This window comes from Yinghuangia aomiensis (assembly GCF_039542225.1).
Classification (GTDB): domain Bacteria; phylum Actinomycetota; class Actinomycetes; order Streptomycetales; family Streptomycetaceae; genus Yinghuangia; species Yinghuangia aomiensis.
In genome coordinates, this window is record NZ_BAABHS010000008.1 from 114,603 (window position 1) to 135,837 (window position 21,235).

The 21,235-nt window shown below is 72.2% G+C and carries 16 protein-coding genes and 1 pseudogene; 11 read left to right on the forward strand and 6 right to left on the reverse strand.

The features are described 5' to 3' along the window. Positions 1-225 precede the first annotated feature (225 nt). Positions 226-795, forward strand: coding sequence for a DUF4240 domain-containing protein (locus tag ABEA93_RS12900; protein ID WP_345675775.1), 570 nt, complete (start codon positions 226-228; stop codon positions 793-795). 592 nt (positions 796-1,387) lie between these two features. Further along, a complete protein-coding gene (locus ABEA93_RS12905; protein ID WP_345675605.1) occupies positions 1,388-2,968 on the forward strand; it encodes a hypothetical protein in 1,581 nt (526 codons plus the stop codon). Between the two features lie 57 nt (positions 2,969-3,025). Here ABEA93_RS12905 and ABEA93_RS12910 read toward each other — a convergent pair whose 3' ends face one another. Further along, positions 3,026-5,593: an excinuclease ABC subunit UvrA gene (locus tag ABEA93_RS12910; RefSeq protein WP_345675776.1), complete on the reverse strand. Its 2,568-nt coding sequence runs from the start codon at positions 5,591-5,593 to the stop codon at positions 3,026-3,028. Between the two features lie 435 nt (positions 5,594-6,028). Beyond that, positions 6,029-8,716 (reverse strand): prealbumin-like fold domain-containing protein, encoded by a 2,688-nt coding sequence (locus ABEA93_RS12915; RefSeq protein WP_345675606.1) that lies wholly within the window; start codon positions 8,714-8,716, stop codon positions 6,029-6,031. Positions 8,717-9,265: 549 nt separating this feature from the next. Between ABEA93_RS12915 and ABEA93_RS12920 the strand changes: the two are divergent. Continuing rightward, a pseudogene (locus tag ABEA93_RS12920) lies at positions 9,266-9,487 on the forward strand (GntR family transcriptional regulator); the annotation flags it as partial. A gap of 45 nt (positions 9,488-9,532) precedes the next feature. Here the strand turns inward: ABEA93_RS12920 and ABEA93_RS12925 are convergent. After that, positions 9,533-10,045 carry a CBS domain-containing protein gene (locus ABEA93_RS12925; protein ID WP_345675607.1) on the reverse strand — a complete coding sequence of 171 codons (513 nt, stop codon included), beginning with the start codon at positions 10,043-10,045 and terminating at the stop codon, positions 9,533-9,535. A gap of 112 nt (positions 10,046-10,157) precedes the next feature. Further along, complete coding sequence (locus ABEA93_RS12930) at positions 10,158-12,557, reverse strand: glycoside hydrolase family 65 protein (protein WP_345675608.1); 2,400 nt, start codon at positions 12,555-12,557, stop codon at positions 10,158-10,160. Positions 12,558-12,679: 122 nt separating this feature from the next. Here ABEA93_RS12930 and ABEA93_RS12935 point away from each other — a divergent pair, with 122 nt between their 5' ends. From ABEA93_RS12935 to ABEA93_RS12955, 5 genes are all read left to right on the forward strand, one after another. Next, a complete protein-coding gene (locus ABEA93_RS12935) occupies positions 12,680-13,420 on the forward strand; it encodes a helix-turn-helix domain-containing protein (protein ID WP_345675609.1) in 741 nt (246 codons plus the stop codon). A gap of 6 nt (positions 13,421-13,426) precedes the next feature. Beyond that, positions 13,427-14,461 carry a zinc-dependent alcohol dehydrogenase family protein gene (locus tag ABEA93_RS12940; protein WP_345675610.1) on the forward strand — a complete coding sequence of 345 codons (1,035 nt, stop codon included), beginning with the start codon at positions 13,427-13,429 and terminating at the stop codon, positions 14,459-14,461. Next, positions 14,458-14,880: a DUF7144 family membrane protein gene (locus tag ABEA93_RS12945; protein ID WP_425584935.1), complete on the forward strand. Its 423-nt coding sequence runs from the start codon at positions 14,458-14,460 to the stop codon at positions 14,878-14,880. The genes ABEA93_RS12940 and ABEA93_RS12945 overlap by 4 nt, the downstream gene beginning before the upstream one ends. Before the next feature lie 147 nt (positions 14,881-15,027). Next, positions 15,028-15,303, forward strand: coding sequence for a hypothetical protein (locus tag ABEA93_RS12950; RefSeq protein WP_345675611.1), 276 nt, complete (start codon positions 15,028-15,030; stop codon positions 15,301-15,303). A 62-nt stretch (positions 15,304-15,365) separates the two neighbouring features. Continuing rightward, positions 15,366-15,647 carry a hypothetical protein gene (locus ABEA93_RS12955; RefSeq protein ID WP_345675612.1) on the forward strand — a complete coding sequence of 94 codons (282 nt, stop codon included), beginning with the start codon at positions 15,366-15,368 and terminating at the stop codon, positions 15,645-15,647. Between the two features lie 68 nt (positions 15,648-15,715). On the opposite strand, the gene ABEA93_RS12960 is transcribed toward ABEA93_RS12955, so the two are convergent. Next, positions 15,716-16,435 (reverse strand): hypothetical protein, encoded by a 720-nt coding sequence (locus tag ABEA93_RS12960; RefSeq protein WP_345675613.1) that lies wholly within the window; start codon positions 16,433-16,435, stop codon positions 15,716-15,718. A gap of 259 nt (positions 16,436-16,694) precedes the next feature. Beyond that, on the reverse strand, positions 16,695-18,008 hold the full coding sequence (locus ABEA93_RS12965; RefSeq protein WP_345675614.1) for a CaiB/BaiF CoA transferase family protein: 1,314 nt from the start codon (positions 18,006-18,008) through the stop codon (positions 16,695-16,697). Between the two features lie 172 nt (positions 18,009-18,180). Here ABEA93_RS12965 and ABEA93_RS12970 point away from each other — a divergent pair, with 172 nt between their 5' ends. The 3 genes from ABEA93_RS12970 (at position 18,181) to ABEA93_RS12980 (ending at position 21,222) form a co-directional block, all read left to right on the forward strand. After that, positions 18,181-18,921, forward strand: a complete 741-nt coding sequence (locus ABEA93_RS12970; protein ID WP_345675615.1) for a hypothetical protein — start codon at positions 18,181-18,183, stop codon at positions 18,919-18,921. A 103-nt stretch (positions 18,922-19,024) separates the two neighbouring features. Then, complete coding sequence (locus ABEA93_RS12975; RefSeq protein ID WP_345675616.1) at positions 19,025-19,945, forward strand: SDR family NAD(P)-dependent oxidoreductase; 921 nt, start codon at positions 19,025-19,027, stop codon at positions 19,943-19,945. Positions 19,946-20,013: 68 nt separating this feature from the next. Continuing rightward, positions 20,014-21,222: an acetyl-CoA C-acetyltransferase gene (locus ABEA93_RS12980; RefSeq protein WP_345675617.1), complete on the forward strand. Its 1,209-nt coding sequence runs from the start codon at positions 20,014-20,016 to the stop codon at positions 21,220-21,222. Positions 21,223-21,235: the final 13 nt, after the last annotated feature.

Here is a 21,235-nt window from a genome sequence, read left to right on the forward strand (position 1 = left end):
ACGGCGGGGCACCGGGGCGCGGGGCGACGACGCTGACACACCCTCGGCATGCGCGTCGGACACCTGGGCCAGGACGGCAGGGCTCCGACCCCGGGCCCGGGCGAAATCGGCCGGCAGCCGCGACGCATCGCCACCGGACACCGGAACAGCGTGGCGGTGTGCCGGTCCGGCGCCGGCTGTGCCGCAGGCGTGGGGTATCGGCGCGCCTGGCAGACTCGGGCCGTGATGGATGCCGAGGAGTTCTGGGCTCTGATAGACGACGCGTGTGCCGAGGTCGACGCGCGGGAACCGGACTTCGACGATCGGCGCGACGCGATCGAGCGCGCGTGCGAGGAGCGGCTCGTGGGCCGCGCGCCTGCCGAGATCGTCGGGTTCTCCCTGCGCCAGTGGCAGCTGCGTGATCATGCTTACCGGTACGACCTGTGGGCGGCGGCGTTCCTCATCGAAGGCTGGTGGTCCGACGACGGGTTCATGGACTTCCGCGACGGCCTCATCTCGCTCGGCCGGAACTGGTACGAGCGCGCGCTCGCCGATCCGGACGCTCTCGCCGACCATCCGGCGGTGCGGGACGGCGGGGACGTGCTCATCGGGAACGAGGACTTCAACCGGGCGGCCCACCGGGCCTACCAGCGTCTCACCGGTGAACCCGACGGGCTCAACGCGGCGCTGGAGGCTTCCCCGGAAGCCGTTCCACTCCGTGTCATGACCGAGCCGGCCGGAGTCCGGTGGGACGTCGCCGACGGCGACGAGGTGCGTCGTCGGCTGCCGCGCCTCGCCGGGATCTTTCTGGACTGATATTCCAGCGGAGGATCACCAACACGCCGACGGGCGCGGGTGTCGGCGCGGTGCCGCCGGGCGGCGGTGTCCGCGGCCAACCTGCGCGGGCGTGCAGCGGTGGCCCTCGGTAACGGCGTGGTCCCCCGACGAACCGGCTACCCTGCCCGAGCACGCGGCAGTGCCGGAGGAGCGGATCGCCGACATCCGCGGCGGGCAATCGTCTCCTTGATCGAACCCGGTCCGCCCCGAGCACCACACGACGCGCCTGGCCAATTAGTCTTCGTGCGTCATCTAGATGCCTGAGCAGGCTCCGCATCCGTCGAACGGTTGGGGAGCCCAGTTGTGCTTGTGAGGAACCTGTCATGAGTGAGCCGCGCGGGGGCGCCGGCCGGAACCATTTCGCTCGACCGTGCCGCCTGCGGTGGGATCCATGCCGCGGCGGCCGGCGTTCGGACGCGACGGCGGCCGCATCGTGACGGCGGCCGTCGGCACCGCCCCCGGCGAACGGCGCGGTGGTCGGCTGGGCCGGGTGCCCCGCCCGCGGAAGGGCGGGGACCGCGAGCCCGCGAAGCCGTCCGGTGCGTCCCCGTCCCGGTGGCGGATATGCCATGTGGCGGTTGCGCTTGTGCTGCCGCTGTATGTGGGATGGGGCCTCCTGTGGGCCACCGGTGGCGGTGACCTCGCGGCTCAGTACTCCTGGGCGGAGTTCGCCGTGCGGCATCCGGGAACTCCGTACGGCCTGTTCTGGTTCGGCGGGATCGACGTCGGCAGCTACAGCGTCCTCTCGCCGCCGCTGATGGCATTGGTCGGGGTCCGTACGCTCTCCGTCCTCAGCGGGCTGGTCTCGACCTGGCTGTTGGCCGCGCTGCTGGTGCGCACCACCCGGAGCGTGCCGACGTGGCCGGCGCTGATAGGGGCGCTGGCGCTGTGGGCCAACGTGGTCTCGGGCCGCGCCACGTTCGCTCTCGGTGTCGCCGGCGCGCTGGGCACCTTGCTGGTCCTCGTGGGGCGGCACACACCCGTGTGGCGGCTCGTCGCGGGCGTCGTGGGGACGGGGCTGACCGTGCTGTTCAGCCCCGTGGCCGGCCTGTTCCTGCTCGTCGCGGGCGCCGGGTTCCTGCTCGACCGGCAGTGGGCGAGAAGCCTGGCCCTGATCGTACCGACTGGTGTGGTCGGTGGGTTGGTGGCCCTGTTGTTCCCGTCCCAAGGCCAACAGCCGATGGCCGCCGGGCGGATCATCCTGCCGCTCCTGGCCGGCGTCGTGGTGGCGGTGACGGCACCGCGCGACTGGCGGGTGCTGCGGGCCGGTGGCGCGGTCTACGCCCTCGGTGTGGTGCTGACCTGGCTGATTCCTTCGCCGGTGGGCACCAACGTCGAGCGCATGGGCGCGCTTTTCGGCGCGCCGGCGCTGCTGGCGATCTGGTTCGAGCGCAGACGGCGAAACCCGCAGCCGTTGCGGTCCTTGCTCCGCGTCGGTCGTGGCGCGTCCTTCCGCACGCGCTTCTGCGCCGCGGGGCTCGCGATGTGCGTGATCTGGACGGGGGTGGCGACGGCCCGAGACGTGGTGAATCATACGGATGTGCCCGGCTGGTCGCGGCACACCGCCGGGGTCATCGCCGAGTTGGACCGGCTGGGCGCCTACCGCGGCCGTGTCGAAGTGGTCCCCACCGGCTCGCACCGCGAGGCCCGGGTGTTCGCCCAGTACTTCCAGGCGGTGCGCGGCTGGAACCGCCAACTCGACATGGAACGCGGCCGGTTGTTCTACGCCGATGAGCTGGACGCGGCGAGCTACCGGGCGTGGCTGAACGACTGGGCGGTCGGCTACGTCGTCCTGCCGCACGCCCCGCCGGACAGCTACGCCCAGACCGAGGCCGCACTGATCCGGTCCGGACGTCTGGGCTCCTGGCTGCAGCCGGTCTGGAACGACGCCTATTGGACCGTCTTCCGCGTCCAGGACGCCGTGCCCCTGGCCACCGCCCCCGCCGAAGTGGTCCGGGCCGGCGACGCCGACATCGTGCTCACCATGCCCCGCCCGGGCACGGTCACCGTGCGTGCCGCCTACTCGCATTGGCTGTATGCGGACGGCGCCTGCCTGCGCGCGAGCGGTCCCTGGATACAGCTGACCGCTTCACGCCCCGGGACCTACCGGATCACCTCCAGCTACTTCCCCCCGGACGACTGCGAAACGTGAGGGTTCGCGGCCGACCGGCAGTGGCCACCACGGATGGAGCACCGTCGGCGGCGACGTCTACGCCCCCGGCTTCCCGGTCAAGACCTTGCGGAGGTGCGACACGGTCAGGGAGCCGGTCCCGGGTGCGGAGGCCAGGACCTTCGGCGGGCCTTCGGCCACGAGGCGTCCGCCGTCGTCGCCGGCCCCGGGCCCGAGGTCGACGAGCCAGTCCGCGGCGGCGATGGTGCGCAGGTCGTGTTCGACGACGACGACCGTGTTGCCGGCGTCGACGAGGTGCTGCAGGCGGGCCACCAGCAGGTCGATGTCGGCCGGGTGCAGCCCGCTGGTCGGTTCGTCCAGCAGGTACAGGGTGTGGCCGCGCGGCGCACGGTGCAGCTCGCTGACCAGTTTGATGCGTTGGGCCTCGCCGCCGGACAGGGTCGTGGCGGACTGCCCGAGGGTGAGGTAGCCCAGGCCGATGTCGGACAGCAGCCGAAGGATCCGGTTGGCCGGCGTCAGGTCGGCGAGGAAGACGGCGGCGTCGTCCACCGTCATCTCCAGCACGTCGGCGATGGTCTTGCCGGCCACGCGGACGGTCAGCGTGTCCGGGTTGTAGCGCGCTCCTTCGCAGACCGGGCAGGGGGCCGTCGCGGTGGGCAGGAACAGCATCTCGATGCTGACCACGCCGTCGCCGAGACAGCGGGGGCAGCGGCCGGCGGGGACGTTGAAGGAGAACCTGCCGGCGGTGAAGCGGCGCTTCTTCGCCTCCGGCTGGGCGGCGAACAGCGCCCGGACGCTGTCGAACAGGCCGGTGTACGTGGCCAGGTTCGAGCGCGGCGTGCGGCCGATGGGCTTCTGGTCGACGCGCACCAGCCGGTTTACGGCGTCCAGCCCGTCGGCCGCGGCGACCGTCACCACGTCGTCGTCGAGGCTCCACACCGCGTCGCCCGCCGACGGCTCGGTGGGACCGGCCGCCCCGGGACCGATCTCGGCGGTCTCGTCCTCGTCGTCCCCGGAAGGCTCGATCCGCAGGTGCCGGCGGACGGTCTCGGCCAGAGCCCGCTCGACCAGCGTGGACTTCCCCGAACCGGAAACCCCGGTGACGGCGGTGAGCGTGCCCAGCGGGAAGGACACCGCCAGATCCCGGAGGTTGTGCCCGGTCACGCCTTCCAGGCGCAGCCGCCCACGCGGTTCGCGGGGCGCCTCGGGATGCGGGGCGACGGCTGCCCCGGGACGCAGGTAGCGCGCGGTCGCCGACCGGTCCGCGGAACCGATGCCGTCGGCCTTGCCGTTGTACAGGACCTCGCCTCCGAAGCGGCCGGCGCCCGGGCCGAGGTCCACGATCCAGTCCGCGGTCGCGATCACCTGCGGGTTGTGCTCGACGACGAACACGCTGTTCCCGGCCCGGCGCAGCCGGCGCAGCGCGGCCAGCAGCATCTCGGTGTCGGCGGGATGCAGCCCGGCCGACGGTTCGTCCAGGACGTACAGCACGCCGAACAGCCCGCTGCGCATCTGGGTCGCCAGGTGCAGCCGCTGCAACTCGCCGGCCGACAGCGTCGAGGTGGTACGGCCCAGCGCGAGATAGCCGAGTCCCACGTCGATGAGCGTCCGGACCTGGCCGCGCAGGCCGTCGGTCAGGGCCTGCGCGGCCTGGCGGCGCTCGGCCGGGAGGAGCGCGGTGTCCGGATGCGCCGGGACACCGTCGAGGAATGCCGCCAGCTGCGACAGCGGCATGGCGTTGGTGACGGTGATGTCCTGCCCGCCCACCGTCACCGCCAGCGCCTCGGGATTCAACCGCCGTCCGTCGCAGGCGGGGCACCGGTCGTCGGTCAGGAACGCGGCGGCCCGCGCGCGCATGGCCGCCGACTTCGTCGTGGCGAACGCGTGCAGGACCCACGAGCGCGGGCTGGTGTATGTGCCTTCGTAGGAGCCTTCGTAGCCTTCGCCGCGGTCCGGGTACACCGTGACCGTCGGATGCTCCTCGGTGGTCAGCAGCCACTCCCGCTGCTTCTTCGGCAGCGTGCGGAACGGTACGTCGACATCGATGCCCAGGACGCCGAGGATGTCCCGGTAGTTCTTGCGTGCCCACCCGAACGGCCACGCGGCGATCGCCCCGTCGCGGATGCTCAGATCCGGATCGCCCACCAGCAGCGACTCGTCCACGCGGTGCAGCCGGCCCAGCCCGTGACAGGTCGGGCAGGCGCCGGCGGCCGTGTTCGGGGAGAACGCGTCGGAGTCCAGCGGCGCGGCATCCCGGGGGAAGGTCCCCGCCAGATCGCCGGGTCCGCGTCCGACCGGGTACGTCCCCGCCCGCGAGTACAGCATCCGCAGGACGTTCGACACCCGGCTCACGGTCCCGACCGTCGACCGCGTGCTCCCGGCGCTGTGCTGTTGACGCAGCGCGACCGCCGGCGGCAGCCCGGTGATGTCGCCGACCCGCGGCGCCGGCCCCTGGTCGATCAGCCGTCGCGCGTAGGGCGCCACCGACTCCAGGTAGCGCTGCTGGGACGAGGCGAAGATCGTCGCGAACGCCAGTGACGACTTCCCGGACCCGGACACCCCGGTGAACGCGACGATCCGGTCCCGGGGGATCGCGACGTCGACGTGCCGCAGGTTGTGCTCGCTCGCGTCCCGGACCCGGATCATCGGGTCCGGCGCCGCGGCGTCGCCGTCGGGGGACTGCGTCACGTCCGGCCGGCCTCCGGAGGCCGCATCACCCTCGCGGGTGCGCCTGTTCCGCCTGCCCGCGTCAGTAGGGCCCATATTCGGGATGCTAGGCGCGCATCCCCCGCGGCGCTCCGTGGCCGGGCATCCGGGCTACGCCGCGGCGCCGGGCGGTGCGCCCGGGCCGGGAGGTCGGCAACGCGGGCTCGGAACGAGCTCGGTCCACCGTCCGGGGGTGCGCGACCGTGGGCGCCCATGCGCGGGCGCTGCCCTTGGTCGGTGTCGGTCGGCCGCCTTGGGCGGCGGTGGACGTGTCCTCCCGAAAATGCGTCCGGACCCGTCGGCGGCAGGGCCGCCGACGGGTCCGGACGGGGTGGGCTCAGCCGCGGGGTGCACGGCTGTGCGGGGTGCGGTGCGTCAGCTCCGCTTGCGGACCGCGAACAGGGTCAGCCCGCCGACGGCGAGCAAGCACAAGGCCGCGATGCCGAGTTGACGGAGTCCGCTCGCTCCGGTGGGAGCCATCGCGGTGGGGCCGTCCTGCGGGGCGTCCGGTCCCGGGTGGTCCGGCTGCCCCGGGCCGTCAGGGTGGTCCGGGTGGTGCGGGCCACCAGGCCACCCGCCCGGGTGCGGCGGAGCCGAGGTCGTGTGGCCCGCGGTGGGCGGGGCACTCGTCGGCGGTTCCGAGGTAGGCGGCCCGGAGGTAGGCGGCCCGGAGGTGGGCGGGCGACTCGTCGGCGGCTGGGGAGTGGGCGGCTCGGACGTCGGAGGCCGGGACGTGGGCGGATGCCAGGTAGGCGGGCGCCAGGTCGGCGGCTGCGACGTCGGCGGCTGCGATGTGGGCGGCTTCGAGGTCGGCGGCTCGGACGTCGGGGGCCGGGACGTGGGCGGGTGCGAGGTCGGAGGCTTCGAGGTCGGCGGGTGCGACGTGGGTGGCTTCGACGTCGGAGGCTTCGAGGTCGGAGGCGGCGACGTGGGGGGCAGCGGGCGCCGCAGCGTGTTGGTGATGGTGACGGTGACCGCCTGGCCCGGCTCGACGGTGAAGGTCTCGCCGAGGGCGAGTGCGCGTCCCGTGGTGTCCGGGGCGACCGCGATCACGGCGTTGGTGGTGGTGTCGACGCCGTCGGCGGCGCCGGTGGCCGGCTCGGCCACCGTGCAGGCGGTCGCGTCCTGGAACACCCGGCGCGGCAGGGTGCCGGTCGTGGCACCGGGCACCAGGGTCAGGTCGGCGGTGACGCCGCCCGCGCAGTCCAGGCGGACCACGGCCGCGTTCGGCCGCAGGTCCGTGTCGCCGCTGGTCGTCTTGACCACGACCAGGGAGCCCGAGGGCCGGAACGTGTTGGTGAACCGGCAGACGACATGGGGGTGTTCACGCGTCGGGCGGACGATGATGGAGGCCGTCTCGCGGTCGAGGGGCCCGATCTCCGTGCCGCCGCAGTCGGCCGAGGTGACCGACCACGTGCCGGCGTCCGTGGTCGGCGGCAGGAACTCCTGCACCGTGTAGACGTCGCGGGCGGAGACCCGCAGGTGGTCGGCCAACGGTTCGGCGGCGCCGTCGTCGCGGACCGCGGTCGCCGCGACGCCCTCGGCGGTCGTCGTCGCGGTGCCTTGGTACGTCGTCGCGTCGTTCGGGCCGGGCACGCGCTCCGCCGGGTGTGGGGTCACCGTGTAGCGGAACGACCCGGTGCCGCCCTGGGTGACCTTCTCCACGTCGACCGAGCCGCCGGGGGTGAAGGTGTTGGTCAGCAGGCAGCGCACCGGCTCGGCCTGCACGACGTCGTAGGACACCGTCCAGCCGCCGTTCGGCGCCGGACCGATGGGGAGCGCGGTGCCGTTGCAGTCGGCGCCGGTCAGCATCCACGTGCCGGTGCCGTCGGACGGCGGCGCGGCCTCCGTGACGGTGTACGTGCCGGCCACGACCCCGTCCGGGGCCTGCGCCACGGTGACCGGGACGCCCTCCGCGGTCGTCGTGGCCGGCGCGACGTTCACCGGGGGCGCGCCCGGCGGCGTGGCGAGGTCGATGTCGAACGTGCCGGTGCCGCCGATGCTCTCCTTCTCCAGCAGCGCGGTGCCGCTGGCGCGGGCGTTCGTGTAGGTGCACGTCACCGTGTCCCCGGCGGCGAGCCGGATGCTCGCCTTCCCCGTCGAGTCGGTTTCGATGGCGCTGGTGCCGGCCCCGCCGTCCTCGTTCCGCGCGCTGCAGACCGGTTGGGACGGCGGAAGCCAGCCGCTGTCCGGCGGCACGACCTCGTGGAACTCCCACGGGGGGTCGTCGGCGCCGGTGGCGCCGCGGATGAAGGTCGCCGAACTGCCCTGGGCCGCGGAGGCGCGGAGCACGAAGTCGTTGACGCCGTCGCCGTTGGTGTCCGCGTAGGAGACGTTTCCGTCGAACCGGAAGTCGCCGGTGCCGGGGCTGCCCGCCGCGACGTTCTTGACGACGGTGATGGTTCCGGCGCTGGGCGGCGGCGTGATGGCGTAGTAGTAGCAGAAGACGTGGCGGGCGCCCTGCGGGAAGGACACATACTCCACGTTGTCGCCGTTGAGGGCGTCCTGCGCGCAGCGGAGCGCGGCGAAGCCGTACTGCTCCTGAAGCCCGTTGAGCGGCTGCGCCGGGGTGCCGCCCTGGACGACGAGGCTGCCGCGGTTCGCCGCGGCGATCTCGTCGGCGGTGAGCGGCACGGTGACCGCGCCTTCGAGGGTGCGGCCGGTGTCCTGGCCCTGGGCGTCGAGTTCGGGGGTCCGGTCCGCCGTGGTGATGTCCTGGCGGATGGCTCCGCTTGCCGTGCTGAGCTGGAGGGTCGCCGCGGACTTGCCGGTGATGCCGGTCCCGGTCGAGAAGGTCCAGCCCGGGAGGGGCTTGCACGGCGGGGCGGGTGTCCCGGCGGCTTCGCGGGCGACCGAGACCGCCTCGCTCCGCTCGTAGTTCGAGTCCGGGCCCAGGTCGCGCAGCGACTCCTGGATGTTGTTGCGGGCCTTGTTGGCCATGACGTCGCTGTATTTGTCACACGATCGGGCGACGAAGGTGACCGACAACGCGGCCGGATCGTCGGCCGCGCGTGCCTGCGCCACCCGGGGCTCGTCGGCCCCTGCCCAGGTCCACCCGCTCAAGGCGGCAGCTCCGCTCAAGCCCACGGCGATGACCGCCGCGGCGGAGGTACAACGCAATCTCGACAGCCGCGAGTGCACCCGATCGCCTCCTCATGCCATGCATCGGAAAATCCAATAATCAGAACAATCTGTGACTCTAATGGCATGAGTAGTCACTTATAGTGACGACATGGCGCAATCGGTCCAACCGGCTGACATGCAGGCGGAGCCGCACCGGCAGCCGGCCGATCCGCCCCCGGACATTGCTCGACCTCATGGCCGTTCGTCGATCGGATGATCCGAAGGGTGCGGTTCGGGCTGCCCGCCATGATCGATCCCCCTCGCGGAAGCCGAGTTGATCCGCGCGTCGGACGGGCCGGTCGCGGGCGCGGGCAGGGCGGCGCCGCAGTCCGGTGCTCGGCCGTGGCGGAGCTCTCCCGGCCCGCAGCGAAACCGCAGGTCGGGGCATCGTCGCAGGTCAGAGGGGGTGGCGTAACGTGCCGGAAATGCGCGGCTCCTAGGCTGGACGGCGAAAGACACCGTTCTGTGCCGGAAAGCGAAGGGCTGTCCATGGCGGACGAAGCAGCGGGGGAGCCGGGCGGCACCGCGGTGCCGCTGCGTGCGGATACCGCGCGGCGGATCGCCGGAGTGCTGCGCCGGCAGATCCTCCGCGGCGCGTTCGGATCCGGGCTGCTGCCCGACGAGCGAGCCCTGGTGGCCGAGTTCGCCGCGTCCCGCAACGCCGTCCGGGACGCCCTGCGCGTGCTGACCGACGAAGGCCTGGTCGAGCGGCGCCGCCGTCGCCGCGGCGGGGTCGAAGTGCCCGGTCCCCCGGGGTCAATCGTCGAACGGGTACGGCAGGACCGGTTCGAGGCTGAACATCACCGGGCCGGTGCCGGCCGTCCGGCGCGGGCGACGCGGCCGACCGGCCAGGACGGCGACCAGGTCGCGGGCGGTCAGCAGACCGACGAACGTGCCGACGGAGTCGAGCACGGCCAGCGCGTCCACGCCCAGCTCGGTCATGTGCGCGGCGGCCCGGGTCACCGGCGTGTCGTCGTGCACCAAGGGGGGACGGTGCCCGGCGACCAGCTCGTCGGCGTAGCGCTCGCTGAGCGAGGCGGCGGGCTGGGCGCAGACGACGGCCAGGTCGGAGCGTTCGACCAAGCCGATGCACCGCCCCTCGCCATCCACGACCGGCAAGTGGTGGAATCCGGTGCGCTGGAGGATTTCCCAGGCCATCAGCACGGACTCCTCCTTGCCGACGGTGACCAGCGCGACGCTCATCACGTCGCCGACGCGGACATCCCCGGGGCCTTCCGCCGATGCGGTCGAGGTGTCCGGAGTGTTCATGAGAGCCACCTCCGTGGCGGGCGTCGTGGAGACACTTCCAGGATGACCCCCGGCAGGCCCGATGCGGCGGGGCCGAGCGGCCCGAGTCCCGTTCTCCCGCCGCGGCGGGCGCTCAGGCTCGCGGCGGCAGCGCGACCCGTCGGCTGCCGCCCGCTTCGACGACGCGTTCCTCCGTCCCGACGCGTATCCGGATCGGGGTCGACTGGCCGTGCCCGAGGGATACGGACGCGCCGCGGTGGGAGACGTGCACGCGGACACCCCAGTGGTCCCGGTACCGGAGGTGGAACTCCAACGGACCCACGTCGGGCGGCAGCACCGGATCGAGGACGAGGACGTCGTCGCGGACTTCGAGGCCCGGGTATCCGCGGCTCAGCAGGTCCAGGCAGCCGGCCATGGCGCCCAAGTGGATGCCTTCGGCCGTGGTGCCGCCTTGGACGTCGTACACGTCGGAGGCCAACGCCTCACGCAGGAACCGCCCCGACGCGGCCCGGTCGCTGCGGGCCAGGACCCACGCGTGGACGACCGCGCTGAGCGTCGAACCGTGGGCGGTGCGCCGCAGGTAGTAGCGCATCGTGCGGTCGAAGGCATCGGTGTCGACGTCGTAGCCCAGGTGCGCGAAGAGCCCGGCGAGTTCCGCGGGCGGGAACAGGTAGGCGAGCATGAGCACGTCGGCCTGCTTCGACACCCGGTAGCGGTTCGGGGAGTCGCCTTCCGCCTCCAGGATGCGGTCGAGGCGGCGGATGTCCCCGTAGCGCTTCCGGTAGGCGCCCCAGTCGAGTTCGGCCAGCTCGTCGTAGCGGTGGAACTGGCTGACCACGCCGTCGTGGAAGCACACGCGCAGCTTCCGGGAGACGTGTTCCCAGCGCGCGGGCTCGTCGGCGTCCAGCCGCAGCTTGTCGGCGAGTTCGGCCCGCCGGTACTCGGGCAGCAATTCCAGGGCGCGGCCTGCCGTGCGCAGCACCCACGAGGCCATGACGTTGGTGTACGCGTTGTCGTCGAGCCCGGGCCGCTCGGCCCACGGGTAGGCGTCGTGGTACTCGTCCGGCCCCATCACCCCGTGGATGCGGTAGCGGCGCAGCACCGGATCGAACCGCGCGAGGTCGGCCCAGAAACGGGCGATCTCGACGATCAGCTCCGCACCCTCCGCGGCGAAGTAGGCGTGGTCGCCGGTGGCTTGGTAGTACTGCCACACGTTGTACGCGATTGCCGAACCCACATGCCGCTGCAGATGGCTGTGGTCCGGCAGCCACCGCCCCGACCGCGGATTGAGGTGCGTGTCCGGTGTCTCCTCGCGGCCGTCGCCGCCGCTCTGCCACGGGAACATGGCTCCGCGGAGCCCGTCGGCGCGCGCCGCGCGCCGTGCGGCGTCCAGCCGCCGATGGCGGTAGCGCAGCAGGCCGCGGCCGACTTCCGGCAGCCGCAGGTTCAGGTAGGGGAGCACGAACAGCTCGTCCCAGAACACGTGTCCGCGGTACGCCTCGCCGTGGAGCCCGCGCGCCGGGACCCCCGCGTCCAGGTCGGCGGTGTGCGCGGTGAGCGTCTGCAGGATGTGGAACGTGTAGAGGCGGACCGCTTGTTCGGCTTTGCCCGTATGCCCGAGGTCGAGACGGCACCGCGACCACAACTCCGCCCACCGGCGGGTGTGCGAGCGCAGCAGCTCCTCGAAATCGCCGGCCGTCGTCGCGGCCTGGACGGCGGCTCGCACCGGATCCCCGATCGCCGGATCGCGGCCGGTGTAGACGGCGGCGATCTTCTCGACCACGATCCCGCGGCCGGGTGCGGCCGGCACGGTGAGATCGCACCCGATGCGGGTGTCGTCGCTCCAGCCGCGGATGTCGGCAGGGTCGCCGCCGGCGGTGAGGCGGGTTCTCGCCGCCGCGGCGATCCGTACTTTCGATGCGAGGGTCTCGGCTTCCAGGACGACGGTTCCGGGCACCGCGCTGTGCTTCCGCCGTACCGCGAGGTGGCGGTCGGCCAAGCCCCGGTAGCGGGCCACACCGGTGTTGCGGACGCCGCCGTCCACGGCGGAGCGGACTTCGAGAAGGCCCGACCAGTTCTCCGGAACCAGCGTCGTTTCCATCGCCGCGAGATGCGGAAAGGCCATGTGCACCAGGCGGCGCTGGGTGAGCACCGTGATCCTGCCCGCCTCGTCGCGGATCCGGGAATGCCGGGTGAAGACGCCGCGGCGCATGTCGACGGCGATCTCGTGGGCCACGATTTCCTCGGCACGGCCGGCGAACCAGGCTCCGCCCGCCGCGCGGAACGTCAGCGGCAGCCAATTGGGGGCGTTGACCAGGTCCTCGTTCTCGACGGTGTGCCCGGCCAGGCGGGTCACGCCGCGGTCGTACAGCCCGGCCAGGTAGGTGCCGGGGTAGTGGACCCCGTCCGCTTGCGCTTCCGAGGCCGCGGCCCGGGTGGCCAGGTAGCCGTTGCCCAGGGCGCACAGCGCTTCGCACAGGCCCTCCCGCTCCGGGTCGAAGCCTTGGTAGCGCAGCGTCCATGCGTCGGACATGCTTCGAGCCTGCCCCGGGTCGGCCGTGCCCGCCAGACCGGGCGGGCCGTCCGGCCCTGGCCCGCGGCCGCGCGCCGTGGTTCGATCGAAATGCGGGATGCTCGGGGAGAAGGAGCAGCACCGTGGACGACGAGACCGCCGGCACCCGGACTCCGGACATCCACGTCGTCGCCGGGAATGCCAAGGCCCGGCGCCTGGCCCGCGGACTGACGGTGGCCGAGGTCGCCGAGCGCGGAGCGATATCGGCGGCGTGGGTCCGCGAACTGGAGGCAGCGCACGCGTCCTGGAACCGTGCGTCGCTGACGCGGGTGGCGGTTGCCTTGGACACGTCCGTGGCCCGGCTGGCGTCGCCGGACTTCGACGCGTTCGAAGACGGCGCGAGTACCGGCGCATCGGCGGCGCGGCGGCCCGAACCCGGGGTGACCGAGATGCCCGAGGAAGAGTGCTTCGCGCGGCTGCGGCTGCACAGTGTCGGCCGGGTGTCGCAGGGCGCGACGGACGAACCGTTCGTGCTGCCGGTCAACTACGCCCTCGATGGCGGCGACATCGTGTTCCGCACGGAGCCTGGCACCTTGCCCGCGTCCGTCCACGGCCGCGTGGCGTTCGAGGTCGACGAGCTCGTCCGGTCGGCGCGGCTGGGCTGGAGCGTCCTGGTCACCGGCAATGCGGAGGCGGTGACCGACGACGGCGAACGACGCCGTCTCGAAGACACCCGCCTTGCGTCGTGGGCGGGCGGCGACCGGCCGCTGTGGATCCGCATCCGCCCCGACAAGGTGACCGGGCGGCGGATCCTGCCCCACGGCGCGCCGCCGCCGTCGTCCCCGTCCGCGGACAGCGATCTCGGAGCACGCGACGAAGGGTGACCACCGATGGACGGCGCACGCGGGAGCGAGTCGCGAACGGAGCGCGCGTGGATCGTCGAAACCCCCGGACCGGTCGCCAGGGGGCCGCTGCGCGCCGTCCGGCGGCCGGTGCCCGAGCCGGGCCCCGGCGAGGTCCGCGTCCGGGTCGAAGCCTGCGGTGTCTGCAGGACCGACCTGCACCTCGCCGAAGGGGACCTCGCACCGCACCGCCCCGGGACCGTGCCGGGCCACGAAGTCGTCGGCCGAGTGGACGCGGCGGGTGCGAACGCCACCCGGTTCGCGCTCGGCGACCGCATCGGCATCGCGTGGCTGCGGCACACCTGCGGGGAGTGCAAGTACTGCGCGGCAGGACACGAGAACCTGTGCCCGAACTCCGCCTACACCGGCTGGGACGCGGACGGCGGATTCGCGGAACACGCCGTTGCACCCGAGGAGTTCGCCTACCCACTGCCGAACGGCACGGACCCGGAGCACCTCGCCCCGCTGCTGTGCGCCGGAATCATCGGTTACCGCGCCCTCGAACGCGCCGAACTCCCGCCCGGTGGCCGCCTCGGCATCTACGGCTTCGGCGCCTCCGCGCACCTGGCCGCCCAGGTCGCACTCGCCCGAGGCGCCACCGTGCACGTCATGACCCGCGCCGAACCGGCCCGCCGCCTCGCCCTCGCCCTCGGCGCCGCATCCGCCCAGGGCACCTACGAGCCACCACCCGAACGCCTCGACTCCGCAATAGTCTTCGCCCCGGTCGGTGACGTCGTCCCGGCCGCCCTCGAAGCGCTCGACCGCGCGGGGACCCTCGCTCTCGCCGGCATCCACCTCACCGACGTGCCCGTGCTCAACTACCAGCGGCACCTCTTCTACGAACGCCAGATACGCAGTGTCACCGCGAACACCCGCCGCGACGGCACCGAATTCCTGCGCACGGCGGCCGACATCGGCCTTGAGGTGACAACGACGCCCTACCCGCTCGACCGCGCCGACCGGGCTCTTGCCGACCTCGCCGCCGACCGGGTGCACGGTGCGGCGGTCCTGCTCCCGGACTGAGCCGCCTGCGTGCCCCGCGAACACGCGGGGCGGGCGCGTCAGGGTGGACAGCGGTTGCCGCGGTGCTGATGACGATCGGCGGGGTGCCGGCGGTCTTCCAGGGAATCGCCGCGATCGCGAAGGACGACATGATCGTCAAGACGCGGAACTGCTCCTTCGCGTTCAGCTCGACCGGCTGGGGCTGGATTTACCTGATCCTGGGGATCGTCATCTTCCTGGCGGGCATCGCGCTGGCGGGCATCGCGCTGTTCAGCGGCGCCGCCTGGGCCCGCTTCCTCGGTGTACTCCTGGCCGGGCTGAGCGTGATCGCCGACTTCACCTGGCTGCCCTACTACCCGGTGTGGTCGATTGTGGTGATCGCCGTCGACGTCGCCATCATCTGGGCCCTGTGTACGGGCCCGAGCCGCAGCAATTGGTGAAGCGCGTGAGGCTCGGCGAGCAGCAACCGGCGTGCAGCGAGCAGCGGTGCGGTGACCTTCGGCAGCGAAAGCGCGGCCCGTGGGGTCCTGTCACACATTTGCCGGTCTTGTGGTGCGGGATGCCGGAAAGTGGCGGACTGTGGAGTGGTGAAGAACAATTACTCATCGCACCGGCTCGACGTCGACACCCGTCTGGTCACGGTGGGCACCGCGCTCACCGCCGCGGGCTCGATCGTTGCGCTGACCGGCCTTGCCCTCACCGCATCCGCGCTGCTCGGCGCGGTGCGCAAAATGATTCGGGATATGGAAACCTCGCCCGGCGACATGGCGGGCGCGAGGCTGCGGCAAGCCAAGCACGCGTCTCGGGCGGGCCTGGCGGCGTGGCAGGAGGCCGCGGACGGCCATGCGGCCAGACACACGTAGACAACGGAGAACCGTTCTGCCGTGAGGGTGTCCGGCGGCAGTGCGCCTCGGAAGTGATCATCATGGTGGGCATCGTTCTGTACGGGGTCTTGGTCCTGTCGATGGTTGTCACCGCCGAATGGATGCGCCGACGCCGCCGTCGTCGCCCGGAGGCGGAATCCGAGGTCGACGGGGACACCGCCCTCGATGCCGGGGCGGCCGACTTGGAGCAGAGTGAACGTGTACTCGTCGAGGCCCGCCGTGCCGACGCCCTCGACCGGTCGGCCTATCGCGAAGCGATGAGCCGTTTGGCGGCTCTGGACGACGCACGCCGCCCGGTCCGGGTGCCTCCGGCGCGGAACTGACGGAGGATCCGTCGTGCCAGGAAGCCCCGTCGGATATCCGACGGGGCTTCGGCGTTCGTGCGGTGGAGCTATTTGCTGTTGAGCGACGTGTTGTTCCACCAGCCCTGGCGGCCGGTGGTGAAGGTGACGGTGCGGTCGCCGATCCGGCCTTCGTAGGCGGTGCCGGTGATCAGGGGGCTCTTCTGCAGGACGCCGTGGGCGTCCTTGATCGCGGGGACGGTGACGGTCGCCGCCGGGAAGAGGTCGTTTGCCTCGAAGCCCTTCGGGTTCACGGTGCTGATCACCTCGTCCCAGTTCGGGGCCGCCGCCAGCCGGTGGGCGAGGTGGACCTCGTCGTCGCGGCCGAAGGCGAGGCAGGTCAGGTAGTCGGGGTAGGAGCCGTCGGGGTCCAGCGGCACGTAGTGGACCACATCCTGCTTGCGGCAGGTGGCGTCGACGGCGGGCAGCAGCGGGGTGAAGGTGCGTCCGCCCGAGGCGTCGACGGTGACGCGTTCGAGTTCGACGGGCAGGGAGGTGCGGGTGCCGTCGACGATCTCGGCGAGCGGCCAGTGGCCCTCGGTGAAGAGCGAGTAGTAGACCTGCTGGTTCTCGTGTTCTGCGAGGTCGGCGAGGTAGAGCGCCCGCAGTTGGTCGGGCAGACCGAACGTGGTGATCATCTGGAAGGCGTGGATCGGGACGTAATAGAGGCCGAGGTGGTAGCTGAAGATCGTCTTCTTGCCGATCAGCAGGAACCGGTGGCCGTGCCGCGGGGCGGCTGAGCCGGCGTCGGCGGTGAGGTCGGAGTGCATGCGGAGGTCTCCTCGGGCGTGGGGGAGCGGCGGCGTCGCGACGGCCGGCCGACCGGGTGCCAGGACCGCGGCTCGTCGAGGGTGATGAACACGCCGTCCTCCTCCCGCGGTTGGCGTACGCCGGAGATCGGCGGCGCCGCGCGCACATCGTGACGAACGGCGAGCCCTGTATGCAACCAAACGGATGGACTTTCACTCGCAGGGTGCAGCGACGCGGCGGACGCCCATCCTGGCCGCGGTGCGGCTCGATGTGCCGGTGTCAGGCAGGCGGGCCGGCGGCTGTCCGGGGATCCGCGGCGATGACACCCGCTTGCGCCAGTGCGTCCACGGAGGTGTCCGACAGGCCGAGAAGATCGGTCAGTACGGCGCGGGTGTCCTCGCCGACGAGTGGCGGCGCCGTCTGTGCGGAGTCGGGGTGCCGCGACATCTTGACGGGGTTGCCGGCGACGAGGACCGGTTCGGGGACTCCGTCGGCCCGGGGGATGGCCACCAGCATGTTGCGCAGCGCGACGTGGGGGTCGTGGACCACGTCCTCGGCCGAGTTGCAGGGGGCGGCGGTGATGCCGGCCGCCGCGAGCTGTTCGGCCGCGGCCGTGGCGGACAGGTCCTTCGCCCAGTGCTCCAGGGCCGGGCGGATGACCCCGGCCCAGTGGTCGTGCCAGCCGAACCGGTCCGCGAACCGCGGGTCGGTGAGCCAGGCCTCGCGGTCCAGCAGTCGGGCGAGGCGCTGGAACTGGTGCTCGCGGCTCACCTGGACGTAGCACCAGCGTCCGCCGACCCGGAACGACGAAAGGATGTACGGCATACGCAATTCGGCGTCGGGGTCGCGCCGGACGCCGAGCGACCAGAAGTTGGGGACGATGTCGCAGATGGCGATCATCGCGTCGTACATGGCGACGTCCACGAACTGCCCGTGCCCCGTCTGCTCCCGCTGGCGCAGTGCGGCGAGCACGCCGATGACGCCGAACATCCCGGTGCCGGTGTCGCCCAGACCGCCCATGGGGTTGATGACGGGCGGCCGGCCCGGTGTGCGTGCGTGCTCGTAGATCCCGGACATGGCTTCCGCCACCCCGGCGTAGGCCGGCCAATGGGCGTACGGGGACTCGCCGTCGGCTCCGAAGCCGGTGATCGAGAGGTAGACGATTCCGGGATGGCGGCCGGAGACCGCGTCGTAGCCGAGGCCGAGGCGGTCCGCGCGCCCGGGGCCCAGGTTCTCGACCAGGACGTCGCACGACTCGGCGAGGTCGAGGACGAGGTCGCGGCCGCGTGCGTTCTTCAGGTCGACGGCGACGCTGCGTTTCCCGAGCCCGTAGCGCAGGAACGTGGCGCCGGCCGGCCGCCCGGACGCGTCCGTGACCGCGGGCTGCGAGGTGCGTCCGGACTCGCCGACGGGGGACTCGACCTTGATGACGTCCGCACCGAGGCGGGCGAGCATGAGCGTGGCGAAGGGGGCGGCCTGCATCTGTTCGAGAGCCAGGACGCGGATGCCGGCCAGCGGTGCCGGCGGATGGGCGCCGGGTGCAGGGGAGGCCATCGGGTGCTCCTCGTGGTCGGGGCCGAACGTCGCGTCCACGGTGACTCCTCGAAGGCAGGGCGAACTGCTGCTGGGAAACGCGTCACATATACAATATCAATTGTACGGTGAAGCGGTCGGTGTGCTGCAGCGGACGAGGAGGCCACGTGGGACTGCCGGACACGCGAAGCCCCGATGACCGAGGCGATGTACGCGTAGGGGAGGGAACCCTGTGACGAACGACAAGATCTACATCCACGAGTTCATCGACATCATCGGCCACAACCGCGCCAACTACATGCACCACATGACCGCCAACTGGAGCCCTGTCGCCCAGGACGAGCGGCACCAGCTCTGCTACGGCGTCTGGGGAGTCGTCGGCACCACCCGCGACTGGCCGTCCGTCGTCAACATCTGGGAGGAAGACGGCTTCGACGGCATGGCCGCGTCCTTCCGCCACGAGTTCAGCGGAGCCGCCCTCCAGGACCCCAAGCTGGCCAACTGGTGGGCCGAAGCCGCCAAGTTCCGCTCGCACGGCGAGGACCGGCTCCTCGTCCCCGCGCCGTGGACACGCACCATCGAGGAACTGTGCGCGGACGGAGTCCGCGGCGAGACGTACGCCCACGAGCAGATCCGCACCACGCCCGGCCAAGCACGCGAGTTGCTCGAACGCGTGGCGGAGGGCGGCGAGCCCCTGCTCTCCGAGTACGGCTGGGTGCTCGCGGGCGCGTGGGAGACCGCGATGACCGGTGACTCCGAGGTGTTCCTGCTGTGGGCGATCCCGACGTGGGAGCAGTGGGCGGAGGCGGAGAAGGCCGAACGCGCCGACACCAAACTGGCCCGCTGGCGCCGGGACTTCCACGGCAGGATCGGCTCCCTCCACCGCTTCCTGCTGGCGGACTCCGAACTCTCGCCGTTCCGGACCGGCCGGCAGCCGAGGCGCGAGGACCGCAAGACCGGCTGGACCGAGTGACCTTGACCGGTCGACGCCGTCCCGGCCACGGGCGCGCCGTCGGCCGGACTCTCCGCCCCGACGGGGGCTTTCGGAACCTGATCCACTGCTGGTAGGAGGAGACATGGGGTTGCTGGAAGGCAAAGTTGCCATTGTCACGGGCGCGGGTCACGGCATCGGCCAGGCCCACGCACTGGAACTGGCGAAGCAGGGCGCAAAGGTCGTGGTCAACGACCTGGGCGGATCGGTGCGCGGGGAAGGCCGCGGCAACGCCGCCGATGCCACGGTCGCGCTCATCCGGAAGAACGGCGGCACCGCGGTCCCGCACTACGGGGACGTCGCGGACCACGACGACGCGGGCGACATGGTCGCCACCGCCGTGGACGCCTTCGGCGGCCTGGACATCCTGGTCAACAACGCCGGGATCGTCCGCGACGCGGCCATCTGGAACATGCCGCGGTCGGACTTCGACGCCGTGCTGCGGGTGCACGTGGCCGGCACCTGGTCGCCGTGCCACCACGCCGCCGAGTACTGGCGTACCCGCGCGAAGAGCGGTCTCGCCAACAGGGCCAGCATCGTCAACACCACGTCCGGCGCGGGGCTCGGCGGCAACTTCGGGCAAAGCGGCTACGCGTCCGCCAAAGCGGCGATCGTCGGCCTCACCCTGACGCTGGCGTTGGAACTGCAGCGCTGCGGTGTCACGGTGAACGCCGTCGGACCGTCCGGTCTGACCCGCATCACGGCGACGATGCCGGGCGCCGGCGAGGTCATCGAGCCCGGCGGGGTCCCCGAGGACGGCTGGGACCCGATGGATCCGGCCAACAGTTCGCCGCTGGTCGCGTGGCTGGCGAGCGACGAGGCGCATTACGTCACCGGCCAGGTGATCCGGTCCATCGAGGACCGCATCATTCTGATGCAGGGCTGGCGGGAGAAGAAGACGATCACGGCCGGTGGCCGGCGTTGGGATGCCGCGGAACTCGGCGCCCGCATGGCCGTGGACGTGTTCGGCACCCGCGGCGGGGGCCTGTCGTTCGAGCCGGCCTGAACCACCGGCGAGGGCGAGGGCATGGCCGACGCCACGATCCGCGGACTCCTGTGAACCGAGAGGCTTTCATGCGCGACGTTGTGATCTGTGAACCGCTGCGTACTGCCGTCGGCGGGTACGGCGGTGTCTTCAAGGACGTGCCGGTGACCCGATTGGCCGCCACCGTGATCCGGGCCCTCGTGGCCAGGACGGGGATCGCACCCGAGGACGTGGACGACGTCATCCTCGGCCAGTGCTACCCCAACGGGGAGGCACCCGCACTCGGCCGGGTCGCCGCTCTGGACGCCGGTCTCCCGGTCGAGGTCGGCGGGTACCAGATCGACCGCCGCTGCGGCTCGGGACTCCAGGCCGTGCTCAACGCCGTGGCCCAGGTACGCGACGGCGGCAGCGACGCCGTGATCGCCGGCGGCGCGGAGTCCATGAGCCAGGCCGAGTTCTACACCACCGGCGTCCGCTGGGGCGCCCCCGGCGCCGGCACCATGCTGCACGACCGGCTGGCCCGCGGCCGGGTGACCGCGGGCGGCGAGCACTACCCGGTTCCGGGCGGGATGCTGGAGACCGCGGAGAACCTGCGCCGGGAGTACGGCATCGGGCGCGACGAACAGGACGAACTCGCGCTGCGCTCGCACGAACGCGCCGTCGCCGCCCAGCGGGACGGCCGCTTCGCCGAGGAGATCGTCCCGGTCACCGTCTCCGGGCGCGGCGGCGAGGCGGTCGTCTCCGCGGACGAGCACCCGCGTGCCGACACCTCCGCGGAGAAGCTCGCGAAGCTGCGCCCGGTGATGCGTCGCGAGGACCCCGAGGCGACCGTCACCGCGGGCAATGCCAGCGGGCAGAACGACGGCGCGTCGGTGTGCCTGGTGACCACGGCGGAGAACGCGGAACGGCTGGGCGCGCGCCCGCTCGTCCGGGTCGTTTCGTGGGCCTTGGCCGGCGTGCCGCCGCGCACGATGGGCATCGGTCCGGTGCCCGCGACCGCACGGGCCCTCGACCGGGCGGGGCTCACGCTCGCCGACATGGATCTCGTCGAGATCAACGAGGCGTTCGCCGCCCAGGTCCTCGCCTGCACGCGCGAGTGGAAATTCGGGCAGGCCGATTGGGAGCGCACCAACGTGAACGGATCGGGGATCTCCTTGGGGCACCCGGTGGGGGCCACCGGGTGCCGCATCCTCACGACCGTCGCCCGCGAACTGGACAGGCGTGAGCAGCGCTACGCGCTGGAGACGATGTGCATCGGCGGAGGGCAAGGCCTCGCCGTCGTGTTCGAACGCGTGTAAGCGCCGGTATGGG